This is a genomic window from Roseateles sp. P4_D2 (assembly GCF_056401875.1).
Window position 1 is genome coordinate 45,597 of record NZ_JBFUIM010000008.1, and the last position, 17,148, is coordinate 62,744.

Below are 17,148 nucleotides of genomic sequence, written 5' to 3' on the forward strand. Positions count from 1 at the left end.
TGACCCTAATTTAATCAAGTTGCCGCAAATGCTGCACTGCATTACGCTCCCGCCCTGTTGTGTTCCAGGAGGGCGCTATGAGCCACGCCGCGCAGATTCAAGCCGAGATCCAAGACCTAGCCGAGCACGGGCTCTACCGGCCGGGCAATGAGAAAGACGCCTGCGGCCTCGGGTTCGTGGCACACATCAAAGGCCACAAGGCGCACCACATCGTCCAGCAGGGCCTGAAGATCCTCGAGAACCTGGACCACCGCGGTGCAGTGGGTGCCGACAAGCTGATGGGCGACGGTGCCGGCATCCTGATCCAGATCCCGGACGAGTACTACCGCGCCGAGATGGCCAAGCAGGGCATCAACCTGCCGCCGCCCGGCGAGTACGGCGTCGGCATGATCTTCCTGCCCAAGGAAGCTGCCTCCCGCCTGGCCTGCGAACAGGAATTGGCCCGTGCCATCAAGGCCGAAGGCCAGGTGCTGATCGGCTGGCGCGACGTGCCGGTGGACCGTGACATGCCCATGTCGCCCACGGTGCGCGAGAAGGAGCCGGTGATCCGCCAGATCTTCATCGGCCGTGGCACTGACATCATCGTCCCCGACGCGCTGGAGCGGAAGCTCTACGTCATCCGCAAGACGGCCTCCAGCGCCATCCAGGCCTTGAAGCTCACGCACAGCCGCGAGTACTACGTGCCCAGCATGAGCTGCCGCACGGTCATCTACAAGGGTCTGCTGCTGGCCGACCAGGTCGGCAAGTACTACCTGGACCTGGCCGACCCGCGCGTCGTCTCGGCCATCGCGCTAGTGCACCAGCGCTTCTCGACCAACACCTTCCCCGAGTGGCCGCTGGCCCACCCCTACCGCATGGTCTGCCACAACGGCGAGATCAACACGGTCAAGGGCAACTTCAACTGGATGCGCGCCCGCGAAGGCGTCATGAAGTCGCCGGTGCTGGGCGACGACCTGAAGAAGCTCTACCCCATCAGCTTCGAGCACCAGTCCGACACGGCCACCTTTGACAACGCCATCGAGCTGCTGACGATGAGCGGCTACCCGCTCGCCCACGCGGCCATGATGATGATCCCGGAAGCCTGGGAGCAGCACGAAGGCATGGACGAGCGCCGCCGTGCCTTCTACGAATACCACGCCGCCATGATGGAGCCGTGGGACGGCCCTGCCGCTATGGCCTTCACCGACGGCCGCCAGGTCTGTGCCGCGCTGGACAGAAACGGTCTGCGGCCTGCTCGTTATTGCATCACCGACGACGACCTCGTCGTCATGGCCTCCGAGTCCGGCGTGCTGCCCATCCCCGAGGCCAAGATCGTCAAGAAGTGGCGCCTGCAGCCCGGCAAGATGTTCCTCATCGACCTGGAGCAGGGCCGCATCGTCGACGACGAGGAACTGAAGAACCAGTTCGCCAACGCACGCCCGTACCGCCAGTGGATCGAGAACGTTCGCGTCAAGCTGGACGACATCGCCGTGCCCGACACGGCCCGCCCCGGCTTCACGACGACGTTGCTGGACCGCCAGCAGGCCTTCGGCACCACGCAGGAAGACATCAAGTTCCTGCTCGCTCCCATGGCCGCCAATGGCGAGGAGGGCATCGGCTCCATGGGCAACGACTCGCCGCTCGCGGTGCTGTCGGGCAAGAACAAGCCGCTCTACAACTACTTCAAGCAGCTCTTTGCCCAGGTCACGAACCCGCCGATCGACCCGATCCGCGAGAACATCGTGATGTCGCTGAACAGCTTCATCGGCCCGAAGCCGAACCTGCTGGACATCAACGCCATCAACCCGCCGATGCGCCTGGAAGTCAGCCAGCCCATCCTCGACTTCGACGACATGGCGCGCCTGCGCGGCATCGAGAAACCCACCAACGGCAAGTTCAAGCCCAGTGAGCTGGACATCACTTACCCGCGTGACTGGGGCCGCGCCGGCGTGGAAGCGCAGCTCGCCTCGCTGTGCGCCTCGGCGGTTGACGCCATCAAGACCGGTCACAACATCCTCATCATCACGGACCGCCATCTGAGCCAGGACCGCATCGCGATTCCAGCGCTGCTGGCCCTGTCCGCCGTCCACCACCACCTGGTGCGTGAAGGCCTGCGCACGACGGCCGGCCTGGTTGTCGAGACCGGCACCGCCCGCGAGGTGCACCACTTCGCCGTGCTGGCCGGGTATGGCGCCGAAGCCGTCCACCCCTACCTCGCGCTGGAAACGCTCGAGGCCATGAAGGACGAGCTGCCGCCCAAGCTGACCGCCGAACAGGCCCGCTACAACTACATCAAGGCCGTGGGCAAGGGTCTGTCCAAGATCATGTCCAAGATGGGCATCTCGACCTATATGTCCTACTGCGGCGCGCAGATCTTCGAGGCCATCGGCCTGAAGCCTGACTTCGTCGAGAAGTACTTCCGCGGCACCGCCACGCAGGTCGGCGGCATCGGCGTGTTCGAGGTGGCCGAAGAGGCCATCCGCATGCACGAGGCGGCCTTCAGCGACGACCCACTGCTGGACAGCATGCTGGAGACCGGTGGCGAGTACGCCTGGCGCACCCGCGGCGAGGAGCATATGTGGACGCCCGACGCCATCGCCAAGCTGCAGCACGCGGCGCGCTCGGGCAAGTTCGAAACCTACAAGGACTACGCCCAGCTCATCAACGATCAGAGCAAGCGCCACATGACGCTGCGCGGCCTGTTCGAGTTCAAGTTCGACCCGACCAAGGCCGTGCCGCTGGAAGAGGTCGAGTCGGCTGCCGACATCGTCAAGCGCTTCGCCACCGGTGCCATGTCGCTGGGCTCCATCTCCACCGAGGCCCACGCCACGCTGGCCGTGGCGATGAACCGCATCGGCGGCAAGAGCAACACGGGTGAGGGCGGCGAAGACCCGGCCCGCTACCGCAACGAGCTCAAGGGCATCAAGATCACCGCTGGTACCAAGATCAGCGACGTGATCGACGGCAAGGTCATCGCCGTCGACTACGAGCTGAAGGAAAACGACAGCCTGCGCTCCAAGATCAAGCAGGTGGCCTCGGGCCGCTTCGGCGTGACGACCGAGTACCTGGTCAGCGCCGACCAGATCCAGATCAAGATGGCCCAGGGCGCCAAGCCCGGCGAGGGCGGCCAGCTGCCCGGCGGCAAGGTGTCCGAGTACATCGGCATGCTGCGCCACTCGGTGCCGGGCGTGGGCCTCATCAGCCCGCCGCCCCACCACGACATCTATTCCATCGAGGACCTGGCCCAGCTCATCCACGACCTGAAGAACGTCAACCCCAAGGCGGACGTGTCGGTCAAGCTGGTGTCCGAAGTCGGCGTGGGCACGGTGGCCACCGGCGTGGCCAAGTGCAAGGCCGACCACATCGTCATCGCCGGCCATGACGGTGGCACGGGCGCGTCGCCGTGGAGTTCCATCAAGCACTGCGGCACGCCCTGGGAGCTGGGCCTGGCCGAAGCGCAGCAGACCCTGGTGCTGAACCGCCTGCGTGGCCGCGTGCGCGTGCAGGCCGACGGCCAGATGAAGACCGGCCGCGACGTCGTCATCGGCGCGCTGCTGGGCGCCGACGAGTTCGGCTTCGCCACCGCACCGCTGGTGGCCGAGGGCTGCATCATGATGCGCAAGTGCCACCTGAACACCTGCCCTGTAGGTGTGGCCACGCAGGACCCGGTGCTGCGCAAGAAGTTCACCGGCCGCCCCGAGCACGTCGTCAACTACTTCTTCTTCGTTGCCGAGGAAGCGCGCCAGATCATGGCCCAGCTGGGCGTGCGCAAGTTCGACGAACTGATTGGTCGCAGTGATTGGCTGGACACCAAGAAGGCCGTCTCGCACTGGAAGGCCAAGGGCCTGGATTTCGCCCGCATCTTCCACCGTCCCAATGTGCCCGCTGACGTGGCCCGCATCCACAACGATGTGCAGGACCATGGCCTGGAGCGCGCACTGGACGTCAAGCTGATCGAGAAGTGCCTGCCCGCCTTCGAGAAGGGCGAGAAGGTGCAGTTCATGCAGGAGGTCAGCAACGTGCGCCGCTCGGTGGGTGCACGCCTGTCCGGCGAGCTGATCCGCCGCAAGCCCGAGGGCCTGCCCGACCACACCATCTTCATCCAGATGGAAGGCACCGGCGGCCAGAGCTTCGGCGCCTTCCTGGCGCATGGCATCACCTTCTACCTGATCGGTGACGCCAACGACTACACCGGCAAGGGCATGTCGGGCGGCCGCATCGTCGTGCGCCCCAGCATCGACTTCCGCGGCGACGCGACCAAGAACATCATCGTCGGCAACACCGCGCTGTATGGCGCGACGCGCGGCGAGGCCTTCTTCCGTGGCGTCGCCGGAGAGCGCTTCGCGGTGCGCCTGTCGGGCGCCACGGCCGTCGTCGAGGGCACGGGCGACCATGGCTGCGAGTACATGACCGGCGGCACCGTCGCCGTGCTCGGCAAGACCGGCCGCAACTTCGCCGCCGGCATGAGCGGCGGCATCGCCTACGTGTTTGATGAGGACGGCCACTTCGCCAAGCGCTGCAACACCAGCATGGTGTCGCTGGAGAAGCTCGCTACGGCGCAGGAGCAGGAAGCCAGCGTCGACAAGGCCATCTGGCACCGCACCAAGGGTGTCGACGGCGTGGACCGCGAGGCCCAGACCGACGAGGCCATCCTGAAGAAGCTGCTGGAAGACCACCACCGCTGGACCGGCAGCCAGCGCGCCCGCGACATCCTCGACCACTGGGCCGAGTCGCGCGGCAAGTTCATCAAGGTGTTCCCGAACGAATACCGCCGCGCGCTGGGCGAGATCAACGCCGCCAAGGAAGCCGCACAAACCATCGCTCAGGCCAAGGCGCCTGAAGCCGTCACCGCCAAGGCCTGAGGAGAGGGAGCATGGGAAAAGTCACCGGCTTCATGGAATACGAGCGTCTGGAAGAGGGCTACGAGCCCGCGCCCGCCCGCGTCAAGAACTACAAGGAATTCGTCATCGGCCTGAACGTCGAGCAGGCGAAGCAGCAGGGCGCGCGCTGCATGGACTGCGGCACGCCGTTCTGCAACAGCGGCTGCCCGGTCAACAACGTCATCCCGGACTTCAACGACCTGGTCTACAAGGGCCGGCCGGAGGACTGGAAGAACGCCATCGTCGTGCTGCACAGCACCAACAACTTCCCCGAGTTCACCGGCCGCATCTGCCCCGCGCCCTGCGAGGCGGCCTGCACGCTGAACGTCAATGACGACGCGGTGGGCATCAAGTCCATCGAGCACGCCATCATTGACCGCGCCTGGGCCGAGGGCTGGGTCACGGCCCAGCCGGCCAAGGTGCGGACCGGCAAGAAGGTGGCCGTCGTCGGCGCCGGCCCGGCCGGTCTCGCGGCGGCGCAGCAGCTGGCCCGCGTCGGCCATAGCGTCACCGTCTTCGAGAAGAACGACCGAGTCGGTGGCCTGCTGCGCTACGGCATCCCGGACTTCAAGATGGAGAAGTCCCACATCGACCGCCGCGTCGAGCAGATGAAGGCCGAGGGCGTCGAGTTCCGCACGGGCGTGATGGTCGCCGCCCTGCCCGAAGGCAGCAAGGTCACCAACTGGGCCAAGGAAACGATCAGCGCCGACGAGCTGAAGAGCCAGTTCGACGCCATCGTGCTGACCGGCGGCGCCGAGCAGTCGCGCGACCTGCCCGTGCCGGGCCGGGAGCTGTCCGGCGTGCACTTCGCGATGGAATTCCTGCCGCAGCAGAACAAGATCAACGCCGGCGACAAGCTGAAGAACCAGTTGCGCGCCGACGGCAAGCACGTCATCGTCATCGGTGGCGGCGACACCGGCAGCGATTGCGTCGGAACGAGCAACCGCCACGGCGCCAAGAGCGTCACGCAGTTCGAGCTGTTGCCCCAGCCGCCCGAAGTGGAAGACCGCCCGCTGACCTGGCCCTACTGGCCGATCAAGCTGCGCACCTCGTCCAGCCATGAAGAAGGTTGCGAGCGCGAGTTCGCCATCGCCACCAAGGAATTCATCGGTGAGAAGGGCAAGCTGACCGGCGTCAAGACCGTGCGCCTGCAATGGCAGGGCGGCAAGATGACCGAGGTCGAAGGCAGCGAGCAGATCCTCAAGGCCGACATGGCCTTCCTGGCGATGGGCTTCGTGTCGCCGGTCGCCACCATCCTGGAGGCCTTCGGCGTCGACAAGGATGCGCGTGGCAACGGCAAGGCCTCGACCGAAGGTGCCAGCGCCTACAAGACCAATGTCGACAAGGTCTTCGCCGCCGGCGACATGCGCCGCGGCCAGAGCCTGGTGGTGTGGGCCATCCGCGAAGGCCGCCAGGCCGCGCGTGCGGTGGATGAATACCTGATGGGTTCGACGACGCTGCCGCGCTGAGCACGCCGCCTCGCCTCCTGCAACGCGACCTCCGGGTCGCGTTTTTCATGGCGCCGTAGCAATTACTTACGGGGGCATGCCGTTCGTCGCGGCGGCATGGACGCCCGTCGAGAAGCAGTGTCGAGGTGCGCAGTTTTGCACGACATTCACGCCGGCGCTGCCGCAGAATGCCCCGAAACGACCACTTGATGGTCCTTCTACCCGGCGCTCATCGCCTCGTCGCCGCTCCACAGGAACTGCCCATGTCCCAATTCGCGTCTCCTCAGGTTCAACGTGGCTTCACGCTGATCGAGCTCATGATCGCGGTGGCCATTGTGGGCATCCTGGCAGCGGTGGCTGTCCCGCAATACAAGGACTACGTGCGCCGCGGCTCCCTGTCCGAAAGCTTCTCGCAGCTGGCGGACTACCGGGTCAAGATGGAACAGTACTACCAGGACAACCGCAACTACGGGACCACGACCTGTGTCGACGCCGCGGCCGCCCCGAGCTGGAAGACTTTCGTTCCCACCGGCGCCAAGAACTTCACCTATGCCTGCGGCCTGACCAGCTCCGGGCAGGGCTACACCCTCACGGCCACCGGCAAGACGGGCACGGTGTCGCTGGGGCATGTGTACACCATCAACGAAGCCAACGTGCAGGCCACGACCACCTTCAAGGGCGCGGCGATGACCGGCAAGAACTGCTGGCTCGCCAAGGGCAGCGAGTGCTGAGGTGAACATGAAGCGGCCGGCCCTGAGGGGCGTTACCTTGATCGAGCTGGTGGTGGTGGTCGCCTTGATGGCGTTGCTGCTCATGGCCGTGATGCCCAGCGCCAGCGCCTGGATACGCAACACCCAGATCCGCAACGTGGCCACGTCCCTGCAGGCTGGCCTGCAGCGCGCCCGCGCAGAGGCGATGCGGCGCAACACCAATGTGCGCTTCTCGCTCGTCACCCTGAGCAACTCGGCGGTGATGGACAACAGCTGCGCGGTTAAAGAGGACGGCATGTCGTGGGTGGTCAGCCTTGACGACCCGGCAGGCAAGTGCGCGACCGCGGTCAGCGACACGACAGCCCCCCGCATCCTGGACAAGCATGCCACCGGCAGCGGCAGCCAATCGGTCGTGGTGCAGGGGGACGATGCCGCCGGCGGTGACGCTGCGTTCGTCGTGTTCAACGGCTTCGGCCGCCCCGTAGACCTTACCCCTGTGGCCACGCTGACCACGCTGAACATCGACAACAGCGTCCCTGGCGATGACTTCCGCGCGCTGCGCATCGTCGTCGGGACCGGCGGCGCCATCCGCATGTGCGAGCCCAAGGTCACCGCCAGCAGTGATCCGCGCAAATGCTGACCCGCTGCACCATGGAGTCCAAGGCATGAAAGCAAGCTCGAACCTGAAGGCTGGCCGCGGCCAGCACACCGGCTTTGCGATGCTCGAAGCCCTGGTCGCGCTGCTGATCTGCGCGATGGGCGTGCTGGGCGTCGTCGGGCTGCAAGGGGCCATGACGCGCGCCCAGACGTCCGCCACCTTCCGGGCCGAGGCGGCCTTCCTCGCCCAGCAGTTGCTCGGCGAGATGTGGACCGACCGCACCGGCCTCAACGCCTACGCCACGGCCAGTTGCGGGGCGGCCTGTCAGGACTGGCAGGCCCGCGTGGCGGCCCGACTCCCCAACGGCGAGTCCACGGTGACCGTGGCGGCCACGGGGGCGGTGTCCATCGAGATCCGCTGGACGGCGGCTGGTGAGTCGACCAATCGATTCACGATGGCCTCGTCCATCAACTGAGGGCCGCTGTCGTGATGGTCTTGAATTCCAAACTGCCCCCCTGCCGGGCGGCCGTGCGCGGCGCGACACTCATCGAGCTGATGATCGGGCTGCTGCTGGGCCTGGTCGTCGTGCTGGTCACCGCCCAGGTGCTGTCCTTCGCCGAAGGGCAGAAGCGCGTGACGACCGGTGGTGCCGATGCCCAGGTCAATGGCGCCCTGGGGCTGTACACGCTGCAGCGCGAAATCCAGATGGCCGGCTACGGCCTCATCGATGATCTGCCCGCGCTCGGCTGCCCGGTCGTTGCCAACCATACGAGTACGGGCGCCTTCAACTGGACGCTCACGCCGGTGGTGATCGCCGCAGGGGCCAATGGCGCTCCGGACAGCGTCACGGTCATGTCGTCCAGCCGTGCCTATGCCGTGCCGGCGATCGTGAGCGTCAACCACCCGATCACCGCGGATCGATTCACCCTTCGGTCGACGGTGGGGATCTCGGTGAGCGACATCGTGATCGCCGTGCCCGCCGGCAACTCCGCCACCAATTGGTGCGGCGCCTACCAGGTGACGCAGATCGCCAACAGCAACCAGGTCGTGCATGGCGCGTCGTCCTGGAACAGCGGCGCGCAGGTGGCGCCGGCTGCAGGCTATCTTGCGGGCGATCGGCTGATCAACGCGGGTCAACTGGTGCTGCGCACCTTCGCGGTGGATGCCAACTACAACCTGCAACAGCAGACCCTGGACCTGGCCTCGGGCGGGATGCAGTCGCAGGAGCTGTTCCCGCAGATCGTCTACCTGCGCGCCCTGTATGGCAAGGACACCAACGCCGACCGCGTCGTGGACACCTACGACAACGTGACGCCCACCACCAACGCCGGCTGGCGGCAGGTGCTGGCCGTGCGGCTCGCACTCGTCGCTCGCAGCGGCAGCTACCAGAAGGACGAAGTGACCGTGGCCGCGCCGAAGTGGGATGTAGGCAAGGCAACCACCGTCACCGGTGCCACCACGTGCGGCAGCAGCAATTGCCTGGACCTGGTGGTCAGCGGCGTGCCGGACTGGAAGCACTACCGCTACTCGGTGTTCGAGGTGACGGCACCCCTGCGCAACGTGATCTGGGGACAAAATTAAATGACGGACTGCCACGCAACCAGGACAACGGCGACCCGCCGGCAGCGGGGGATCTCGCTGATATTTGCATTGATCGCCCTCGTGGTCATCTCTCTGGCCGCGGTGGCGCTGGTGCGGTCGGTGGACACCAGCTCGCTGGTCATTGGCAACCTCGGGTTCAAGCAAGATGCAACGTCGGCGGCCAGCCAGGCCGCTGAATCGGCCGTGGCCTACCTGAACGCCAATGCCGGCACGAATCTGCACAACGACCGGGCCGCCGCCGGCTACTACGCCAGCAGTCGCGACTCGCTGGACATGACTGGTCAGGGTTCCACCAGCAACGCGCGAGCGGTGGTGGATTGGACCGGCGGCGGCGCCTGCTCGCTTTACGCGGCGGGCAGCTTTGGCACCTGTGTGAGCCCGTCTGCCCAGATCAGCCTCAATGGTGGCGCGAATACGGCGCGCTACATCATCACGCGGCTGTGCGCGGGTGAAGGTGCACCGTCGGCAGTCGACTGCGCAGTGCCCACCGGTTCGGCGCTCACGGGCGGGGGCAACAAGGGCGTGCAGAGCTACAAGGATGGCAAGGCACAGACCATCGTCACGAATTCCCAGTACTACCGCATCGTCGTGCGCGCCACCAGTGCGCGCGGCACCGTCTCGTTCACCGAAACCATGGTCCAGCTGTAAGCCACGCAGGAGATCAAGCATGAAAACGACCTCTTTTCTCCCTGGGTTGCGATGGATGGTTGGGGGCCTGCCCCTGCTCCTGGCCGCGTTGACGGCCAGCGCCGCCGGGCTCGCCGATCTGGCCGACCGGCCGCTGGCCAGCACGACCAATGGCACGCTGGTGCGCGCCAACCTGATGTTCGTGCTCGACGACTCGGGCTCCATGAGCGACAACTACCTGCCCGACGACGCGCCGACCGGCGACGTGTGCTTCGGCTGGGTCGGTGCCAACAAGATCTTCTACGATCCCAACCGCAGCTATCCGGCGCCCTTGAAATCCAATGGCACGTCGATGACGGACGCCACTTTCACGGCCGCCTGGAACGACGGCTACAAGAGCGGCTCGAGCACCGTCGACCTGAGCAACGACAACCCGGAAACGCCCAGTGTCGTCGGGGCGACCGTCGGCAACCCCGATCAGTCGGCCACCTCCGCGGTGTGCGGCGCCAGAAACGATCCCGCTTGTAGCGTTCCCGGCAGCGGCTCCACGTCGAACTACGACAGTGCCAGCAACACGACGACCAGCGTCGTGACGTCGTACGCGCGCATCAATGCACCCGGCAAGACCTGCAAGAACAACGTAGCCAATAGCTGCTCCATCCAAAAAACCGTCACCACGACCAAGACCGAGGGTGACTATGGCTCCTTCCTCTGGGCGACGCCCAAGGCCGGGAAAACGGGCAGCAGCTGCGCGGGCCCCGACTTCGACGTCGTGCGCGCCCAGAACGCGACCGCTGCGCAGAAGCAGAACTATGCCAACTGGTTCTCCTACTACCGCACCCGCATGCTGGCCATGCGGGCCGGTGCCGGCATGGCCTTCGCCAGGATCGACGCCACGCGGTTTCGCGTCGGCTTCTCCAAGATCAGCGAGTACGCCAATAACGGCGCCGACGGCACGGGCTTCCTGAACATCCGTGACTTCGACGGCGGTACGCAGAAGACCGACTTCTTCACCCGCCTGTACGGCACGTCGGGCAACAGCGCCACGCCGCTGCGGCCGGCATTGGCGCGGGCGGGGCGCTATTTCGCCAACAAGCTGAGCGGGCAGAGCGACCCGATGCAGTACGCCTGCCAGCGCAACTACACCATCCTCTCGACGGACGGCTACTGGAACGAGGGCAGCATCACGCACAAGGACCTGGCCGGCACCGTGGGTATCGGCAACACCGATGCGGGCGCGTCGGTGGCGCGGCCGATGCGCGATGAGGGCAACGGCGGCGCCGGCTACGCCGACACGCTGGCCGACGTGGCCCAGTACTACTACGTCAACGACCTGCGCACCTCGGCGCTGGGCAACTGCACGGGCTCGGTCGCCAACCAGGACGTCTGCGCGAACATCGTGCCGGTCGACACCAAGGACAACAACCCGGCCCAGCACATGACCACGTTCGCGATGGGCCTGGGCTTGAGCGGGACCTTGACCTACGACAAGAATTACGAAACCCAGAGGAGCGGCGACTTCTTCGACATCAAGCAGGGCAACAAGGTCTGGCCCGAGCCGAAGTCCAACACGCTGACGGCCGTCGACGATCTCTGGCATGCCGCCGTCAACGGGCGCGGCACCTACTACAGCGCCAACAACGCGTCGGAAATGGCCGCCAGCCTCGTGGATGCGCTGACCCGCATCGACGCGGCCACGGGCAGTTCGGCCGCGGCGGCCACCAGTTCGCTGACACCGTCGGCGGGCGACGACTGGTTGTTCATCCCCCTGTACACCACCAAGACCTGGGACGGCACCGTCAATGCGTTCAAGATCGACACCGGCACCGGCGCCGTGATCAACCCGGGCACGCCGATCTGGTCGGCCGCCGATCGCATCAAGGCCCAGGCCTCGCGCACCATCCTGTTCAACAACGGCAGCAACAGCCTCGTCGATTTCACCGTGGCCAATCTGACCACCGCCGGCAAGATCAGCAAATTTCCGGACCCATGCGTCGGGGCGAGTCAGCTGAGTCAGTGCGCAACGATGGACCCGGGCGCCAAGCTCAAGGCCACGACCGCCAACCTCGTCAGTTACCTGCTTGGCGCCACCACCTACGAACAGTCCGCCAGCGCCGATGCCGACAAGGTGTTCCGCACCCGCGCCGGTCCCTTGGGCGACATCGTCAACGGCGCACCGGTCTACGTGAAGCAGTCGCCCATGAGCTTGAGCGATGCCGGCTACACCGCGTTCGCCGGCACCAAGCGGCCTGGCGTACTTTATGTGGGCGCCAACGACGGCATGCTGCACGCCATCAAAGTGGTGGACAAAGACAACGTGGCAGATGCCACGAGCGGCACCGAGCTGTGGGCCTATGTGCCGTCCATGGTCATGTCGAACATGTACATGCTGGCGGACGCCAACTATGAATCCAACCACCGCTTCTTCGTCGACGGCGCGCCGGTGGTGGGCGATGTGTATGACGGCACGAAGTGGCGCACTATCCTGGTGGGCGGCCTGGGCAAGGGCGGCAAGGGCTACTACGCGCTGGACATTACCGATCCCGTCTCTCCCAAGGCCCTGTGGGAGTACGCCACTGACGGCGACCTGGGCTACAGCTACGGCAACCCCATCATCACCAAGAACAAGGCCGGCAAATGGGTCGTGATGTTCACCTCGGGCTATAACAACGCTTCGGGCGTGGGCTATCTGTACGTGGTGGACGCCGTCACGGGCGCGCTGGTGGATGCAACGAGCAAGATCAAGGCCGGGACCAGTGTAGGCAGCCCCAGCGACCCCAGCAACCTGGGCAAGATCAACGCCTGGGTGGATGACGACAAGCTCGGCGTCGCATCGCGGGTGTATGGCGCCGACATGCTCGGCAACGTCTGGCGCTTCGACTTTGACGACAACTACGGCCCGGCCGGCAAGGAAAGCATGCTGCTGGGCCAGACGGGTAGCAACCAGCCCATCACGACCAAGCCCGTGCTGAGCGAGATCATTGATGGCAACTACAAATACCCGATCGTTTCGGTGGCTACGGGGCGCTACCTGGGCACCGGGGACGTTGGCGACACCTCGCTGCAGTCCATCTACAGCTTCAAGGACGACCTGGCGGTGTCTGGCCTGGGCGCGCTGCGCAGCAATGCCAACATGGTCCAGCAGACGCTGAAAGCCGACCGCAGCGGCCTGGAGAACGGCGCGACCATCAACTGGGCGACGCAAAAGGGCTGGTACGTCGATCTCAGCCTCAGCGCCGGCGAACGTGTCAGCGTCGACTTCGACCAGCAGCTCAACCAGCTCATCGTCGCCACCAACATTCCGCAGCCGACTGTCTGCTCGCCCGGCGGCACTTCCTGGCTCTACTACCTGGACGTCGGTTCCGGCAAGCCGCTGCTGACCTATTCCAGCACGACGCTGGTGGCGGGTATCACGACCATCGTCAGCTCCACCGGCAAGCTGCTGACCCTGGTGCAGCAGGTCGACGGCAAGAACGTCCCCCGCACAGGTGCTGACCCGATCAACCTGCCGCCGGGCACCCTGCGGCGCACCTCATGGCGCGAGCTGATGAACTGAGAGGCGCAGGCGCCAGCGGCTCGGTACGGGCGCCGTGGTGGTGCCTGGCCGGGGCGGCGCTGGCACACCTCGCGCTGCTCGCCTCCGGGGCGCAGGCGCTGAGCGACTGGAAGCGGGACCAGCTGCTGCCCAAGCCTACCGACGCGCCGGCGGCGCTGAAGGTGCGGTACGTGGCCGCGCCTGCCGTCACGCCGATTGCGGCGGCGGCCGAGCAACCGTCGCCTGCGGCCGCCATCTCTGGCCCGGCGACGGTGCCGTCGCCCCTTCCGCCTGAGATTTCCCGTGAGCCCTCGCCGCAACCCGCGGTGCCCATCGTCGAGCCGGCCATCTACGTGCCGCGGGCGCTGCTCAGCGTCGGGCCCGTGGCGCGCACGCCCGTGCTGCTGCAATGGCCACTCAACTGGCCGGTGCGGCGGTCCTACAACGCCATCCTCAAGCTCTACCTGGACGAGCAGGGGCGGGTCGAGCGTGTCGAGCCCGACGGCGACGCCGTGCTGCCCGAGCCGCTGTTCGAGACGGCGCGGCAGGCTTTCATGGCAACCGATTTCAGCCCCGGCCAGCTGAATGGCCAGGCGGTCAAGTCCTGGATGCGCATCGAGGTGAACTTCGAGTCGGAGAAAGTCGCCGCTCCGCCTTGAAGGCCGGGCGTGCGGGAAGGCTTGGTGTTTCCCCTATCATGGCGCCCTTTCTCCCGCCCCCCGGCTTGCAGCCTGCCTGCGTGAATCCCTTGGCAACCGCACCTCTGATTGAACTGCGCAACGTCAGCGTCGGCTACGGCGACCGCGTGGTGCTGGACGGCGTCAACCTGAAGCTCGAGCGCGGCAAGGTGCTGGCGCTGATCGGCACTTCGGGTGGCGGCAAGACTACCGTGCTGCGCCTGCTTGGCCGCCAGCTCAGGCCCATGAGCGGCCAGGTGCTGTTCGACGGCCAGGACTTGGCGCCCCTGGACCTGGACGGCCTGTATGCCGTGCGCCGGCGCATGGGCATGCTGTTCCAGTTCGGCGCGCTGTTCACCGACCTCAGCGTCTTCGAGAACGTGGCCTTCCCGCTGCGCGAGCACACCGACCTGCCCGAGGCCATGATCCGCGACCTGGTGCTGATGAAACTCAATGCCGTCGGCCTGCGCGGTGCGCGCGACCTGCTGCCCAGCGAAGTCTCCGGCGGCATGGCCCGGCGCGTGGCCCTGGCCCGTGCGATCGCGCTGGATCCGGACCTGGTGCTGTATGACGAGCCCTTCGCCGGCCTGGACCCGATCTCGCTGGGCGTGGCTGCTCGGTTGATCCGTGATCTGAACGACGCCCTCGGCCTGACCAGCATCATCGTCTCGCATGACCTGCACGAGACCTTCGAGATCGCCGACGAGGTGGCGATGGTGGCCAATGGCCGCATCGTCGCCCAAGGCACGCCGGACGAGCTGCGCCACAGCGATGACCCGCTGGTGCGTCAGTTCGTGGGTGCCGAGCCTGACGGGCCGGTGCGCTTTCACCAGCCTGCCGTGCCGGTGGCCGAGGATTTCGGGGTGGCGTCATGATGGCGCTGGCCGCCAACCTGGGTTTGAGCGTGCGCATGCTGCTCGCCGACTGGGGCGCCGCCGCGCGGCTGTTCGGCGCGCTGCTCGCCTGTTCCCCCCGGGCGCTGATGCGTTTCGTGCTCGTGCGCGAGCAGCTCTTCTATCTGGGCAATCGCTCGCTGCTCATCATCGGCGTGTCGGGCCTGTTCGTTGGCTCCGTGCTGGCCCTGCAGGGCGACTACGCGCTGCAGCGCTACGGCTCCCGGGAAGCGGTGGGCCTGCTGACTGCGCTGAGCCTGGTGCGCGAGCTCGGCCCGGTGGTCACGGCGTTGCTGTTCGCGGGCCGCGCCGGGACGTCGCTGACCGCCGAGATCGGCCTGATGAAGGCCGGCGAGCAGCTCACCGCGATGGAGATGATGGCCGTGGACCCGGTGCAGCGTGTGCTGGCGCCGCGCTTCTGGGGTGGGCTGATCGCGATGCCCTTGCTGGCCGCGGTCTTCTCGGCGGTTGGCATCATGGGCGGCTGGCTGGTTGACGTGCCACTGCTGGGCATCGACCCCGGTGCCTTCTGGTCGCAAATGCAAGGCGGCGTGGATGTGTTCAAGGACGTCGGTAACGGTGTCATCAAGAGCCTGGTGTTCGGCGTGACGGTCACCTTCATCGCGCTGCTTCAGGGCTATGGTTGCCGGCCCACGCCCGAGGGCGTGTCGGCAGCGACCACGCGTACCGTCGTGCTGTCGTCGCTGGCCGTGCTGGCCCTGGACTTCACGCTGACCGCCATGATGTTTTCGATTTAGGGAGAAGGAAGGATGCAATCCTCTCGATATGACGCCTGGGTGGGCCTGTTCGTGCTGATCGGCGGCGCTGCGCTGCTGTTCCTCGCGCTCAAGGCTGGCAACCTGCTGAGCCTCAATTTCGATGCCACCTACCAGGTGTCGGCGCGTTTTGACAACATCGGCGGCCTGAAGCCTAACGCCGCGGTCAAGAGCGCCGGCGTCGTCGTCGGCCGTGTCGAGTCGATCAGCTTCGACGACAAGACCTTCCAGGCCAAGGTGCTGCTCAATATGTACAAGAACACGCAGTTCCCCAAGGACAGTTCGGCCAAGATCCTGACCTCGGGCCTGCTGGGCGAGCAGTACATCGGCCTGGAGCCGGGTGCGGATGAGAAGAACCTCGCCAGCGGCGACATCATCAGGCAGACGCAGAGCGCCGTGGTGCTGGAAAACCTCATTGGCCAGTTCATCAACAGCAAGGCGTCGGACATGGGCAGCGCCGCAGCGGCAGTACCTGCCTCGGGGAGCAAGCCGTGAACCGTATCGTCCGCATGCTGGCCCTGTTTGTCCTGGCCCTGAGCCTGGCGGGTTGCCAGACCGTCAAGGGTGTCGGCACGCGCATCGAGCGGGCTGTCGACAAGGTCATGGGCTCCAAGGGCCAGCGGCTGGATCCCTGGGAATCCTGGAACCGCAAGGTCTTCGCCTTCAATGAGAAGCTGGACGAGAACGTGCTCAAGCCCGTCGCGACCGCCTATACCGAGATCGTGCCTGCGCCCATCCGTACCGGCGTCGACAACTTCTTCGGCAACATCGGCGACGCTTGGTCGGCGATCAATCTGTTCCTGCAGGGTCGTTTCAAGGCCGGTGTGGAGCAGGGCATGCGCTTTGCCGTCAACTCGACGCTCGGCCTGGCTGGCGTGCTGGATATCGCCACCGAAGCGGGCCTGGAGAAGAACAGCCAGGACTTCGGCAAGACGCTGGGCAAATGGGGCATGGGCACGGGTGCCTATATCGTCTGGCCCTTGTTCGGCCCGTCCTCGGTGCGCGACTCGCTGGCCTTGCCGGTGGACTGGCAGGCCTCGCCGGGCGTGATCTTCGACGATGGCCGCAAGAAGGTCGCAATTACCGCGCTGAGCCTCGTCAACACGCGCTCCAACTTCCTGCGTGCCGGTGAAATGCTCGATGGCATTGCGTTGGACAAATACACCTTTTACCGCGACGCCTATCTGCAACGCCGCGGCAGCTTCGATGATGACGACGAGGTCGAGGTGCTCGTGCCGGGCAACGGCGCTTCGGCAGCGGCCACCGCAGCTTCAGCGCCCGAGCCTGCGGCGTCCGAACCCGCGGCGAACGTGAAGAAGCCTGCCGAGCCTGCCTCTGCAGCGGCGCGGTGAATCCGCACGCGAACGGTTACGTCCCGAGAGCCAACCAAAATCCGGACTGGCGCGTTGAGCGCCCGTCCCGT

At 66.1% G+C, this 17,148-nt stretch carries 13 protein-coding genes; all 13 read left to right on the plus strand.

All coding sequences use genetic code 11. From position 1 onward, the window contains the following. Positions 1-77: 77 nt before the first annotated feature. The 13 genes from AC1DW0_RS15660 (at position 78) to AC1DW0_RS15720 (ending at position 17,077) form a co-directional block, all read left to right on the plus strand. Positions 78-4,841, plus strand: coding sequence for a glutamate synthase-related protein (locus tag AC1DW0_RS15660; protein WP_056203634.1), 4,764 nt, complete (start codon positions 78-80; stop codon positions 4,839-4,841). Between the two features lie 11 nt (positions 4,842-4,852). Further along, positions 4,853-6,328, plus strand: coding sequence for a glutamate synthase subunit beta (locus AC1DW0_RS15665; RefSeq protein ID WP_457443061.1), 1,476 nt, complete (start codon positions 4,853-4,855; stop codon positions 6,326-6,328). Positions 6,329-6,570: 242 nt separating this feature from the next. Further along, complete coding sequence (locus AC1DW0_RS15670; protein WP_056203319.1) at positions 6,571-7,038, plus strand: type IV pilin protein; 468 nt, start codon at positions 6,571-6,573, stop codon at positions 7,036-7,038. A 7-nt stretch (positions 7,039-7,045) separates the two neighbouring features. Beyond that, positions 7,046-7,657 (plus strand): GspH/FimT family pseudopilin, encoded by a 612-nt coding sequence (locus AC1DW0_RS15675; protein ID WP_157282067.1) that lies wholly within the window; start codon positions 7,046-7,048, stop codon positions 7,655-7,657. A 25-nt stretch (positions 7,658-7,682) separates the two neighbouring features. Continuing rightward, positions 7,683-8,090, plus strand: a complete 408-nt coding sequence (pilV, locus tag AC1DW0_RS15680) for a type IV pilus modification protein PilV (protein WP_056203324.1) — start codon at positions 7,683-7,685, stop codon at positions 8,088-8,090. 14 nt (positions 8,091-8,104) lie between these two features. After that, positions 8,105-9,196 carry a PilW family protein gene (locus tag AC1DW0_RS15685; RefSeq protein ID WP_477946997.1) on the plus strand — a complete coding sequence of 364 codons (1,092 nt, stop codon included), beginning with the start codon at positions 8,105-8,107 and terminating at the stop codon, positions 9,194-9,196. A 69-nt stretch (positions 9,197-9,265) separates the two neighbouring features. Beyond that, positions 9,266-9,865, plus strand: a complete 600-nt coding sequence (locus AC1DW0_RS15690; protein WP_056203330.1) for a hypothetical protein — start codon at positions 9,266-9,268, stop codon at positions 9,863-9,865. 19 nt (positions 9,866-9,884) lie between these two features. Next, a complete protein-coding gene (locus AC1DW0_RS15695) occupies positions 9,885-13,400 on the plus strand; it encodes a pilus assembly protein (RefSeq protein WP_477946778.1) in 3,516 nt (1,171 codons plus the stop codon). Continuing rightward, positions 13,379-14,038: an energy transducer TonB gene (locus tag AC1DW0_RS15700; RefSeq protein WP_477946780.1), complete on the plus strand. Its 660-nt coding sequence runs from the start codon at positions 13,379-13,381 to the stop codon at positions 14,036-14,038. Before AC1DW0_RS15695 ends, AC1DW0_RS15700 begins: the two co-directional genes overlap by 22 nt. A 38-nt stretch (positions 14,039-14,076) precedes the next feature. Beyond that, positions 14,077-14,931 (plus strand): ABC transporter ATP-binding protein, encoded by an 855-nt coding sequence (locus tag AC1DW0_RS15705; protein ID WP_056203339.1) that lies wholly within the window; start codon positions 14,077-14,079, stop codon positions 14,929-14,931. After that, on the plus strand, positions 14,928-15,707 hold the full coding sequence (gene mlaE / locus AC1DW0_RS15710) for a lipid asymmetry maintenance ABC transporter permease subunit MlaE (protein ID WP_056203342.1): 780 nt from the start codon (positions 14,928-14,930) through the stop codon (positions 15,705-15,707). Before AC1DW0_RS15705 ends, mlaE begins: the two co-directional genes overlap by 4 nt. Before the next feature lie 12 nt (positions 15,708-15,719). Further along, positions 15,720-16,220, plus strand: coding sequence for an outer membrane lipid asymmetry maintenance protein MlaD (mlaD, locus tag AC1DW0_RS15715; RefSeq protein ID WP_457350026.1), 501 nt, complete (start codon positions 15,720-15,722; stop codon positions 16,218-16,220). Next, the gene (locus AC1DW0_RS15720) at positions 16,217-17,077 is read left to right on the plus strand and encodes an MlaA family lipoprotein (protein WP_477856460.1); all 861 of its coding nucleotides are present in this window, start codon (positions 16,217-16,219) and stop codon (positions 17,075-17,077) included. Before mlaD ends, AC1DW0_RS15720 begins: the two co-directional genes overlap by 4 nt. Positions 17,078-17,148 lie beyond the last annotated feature (71 nt).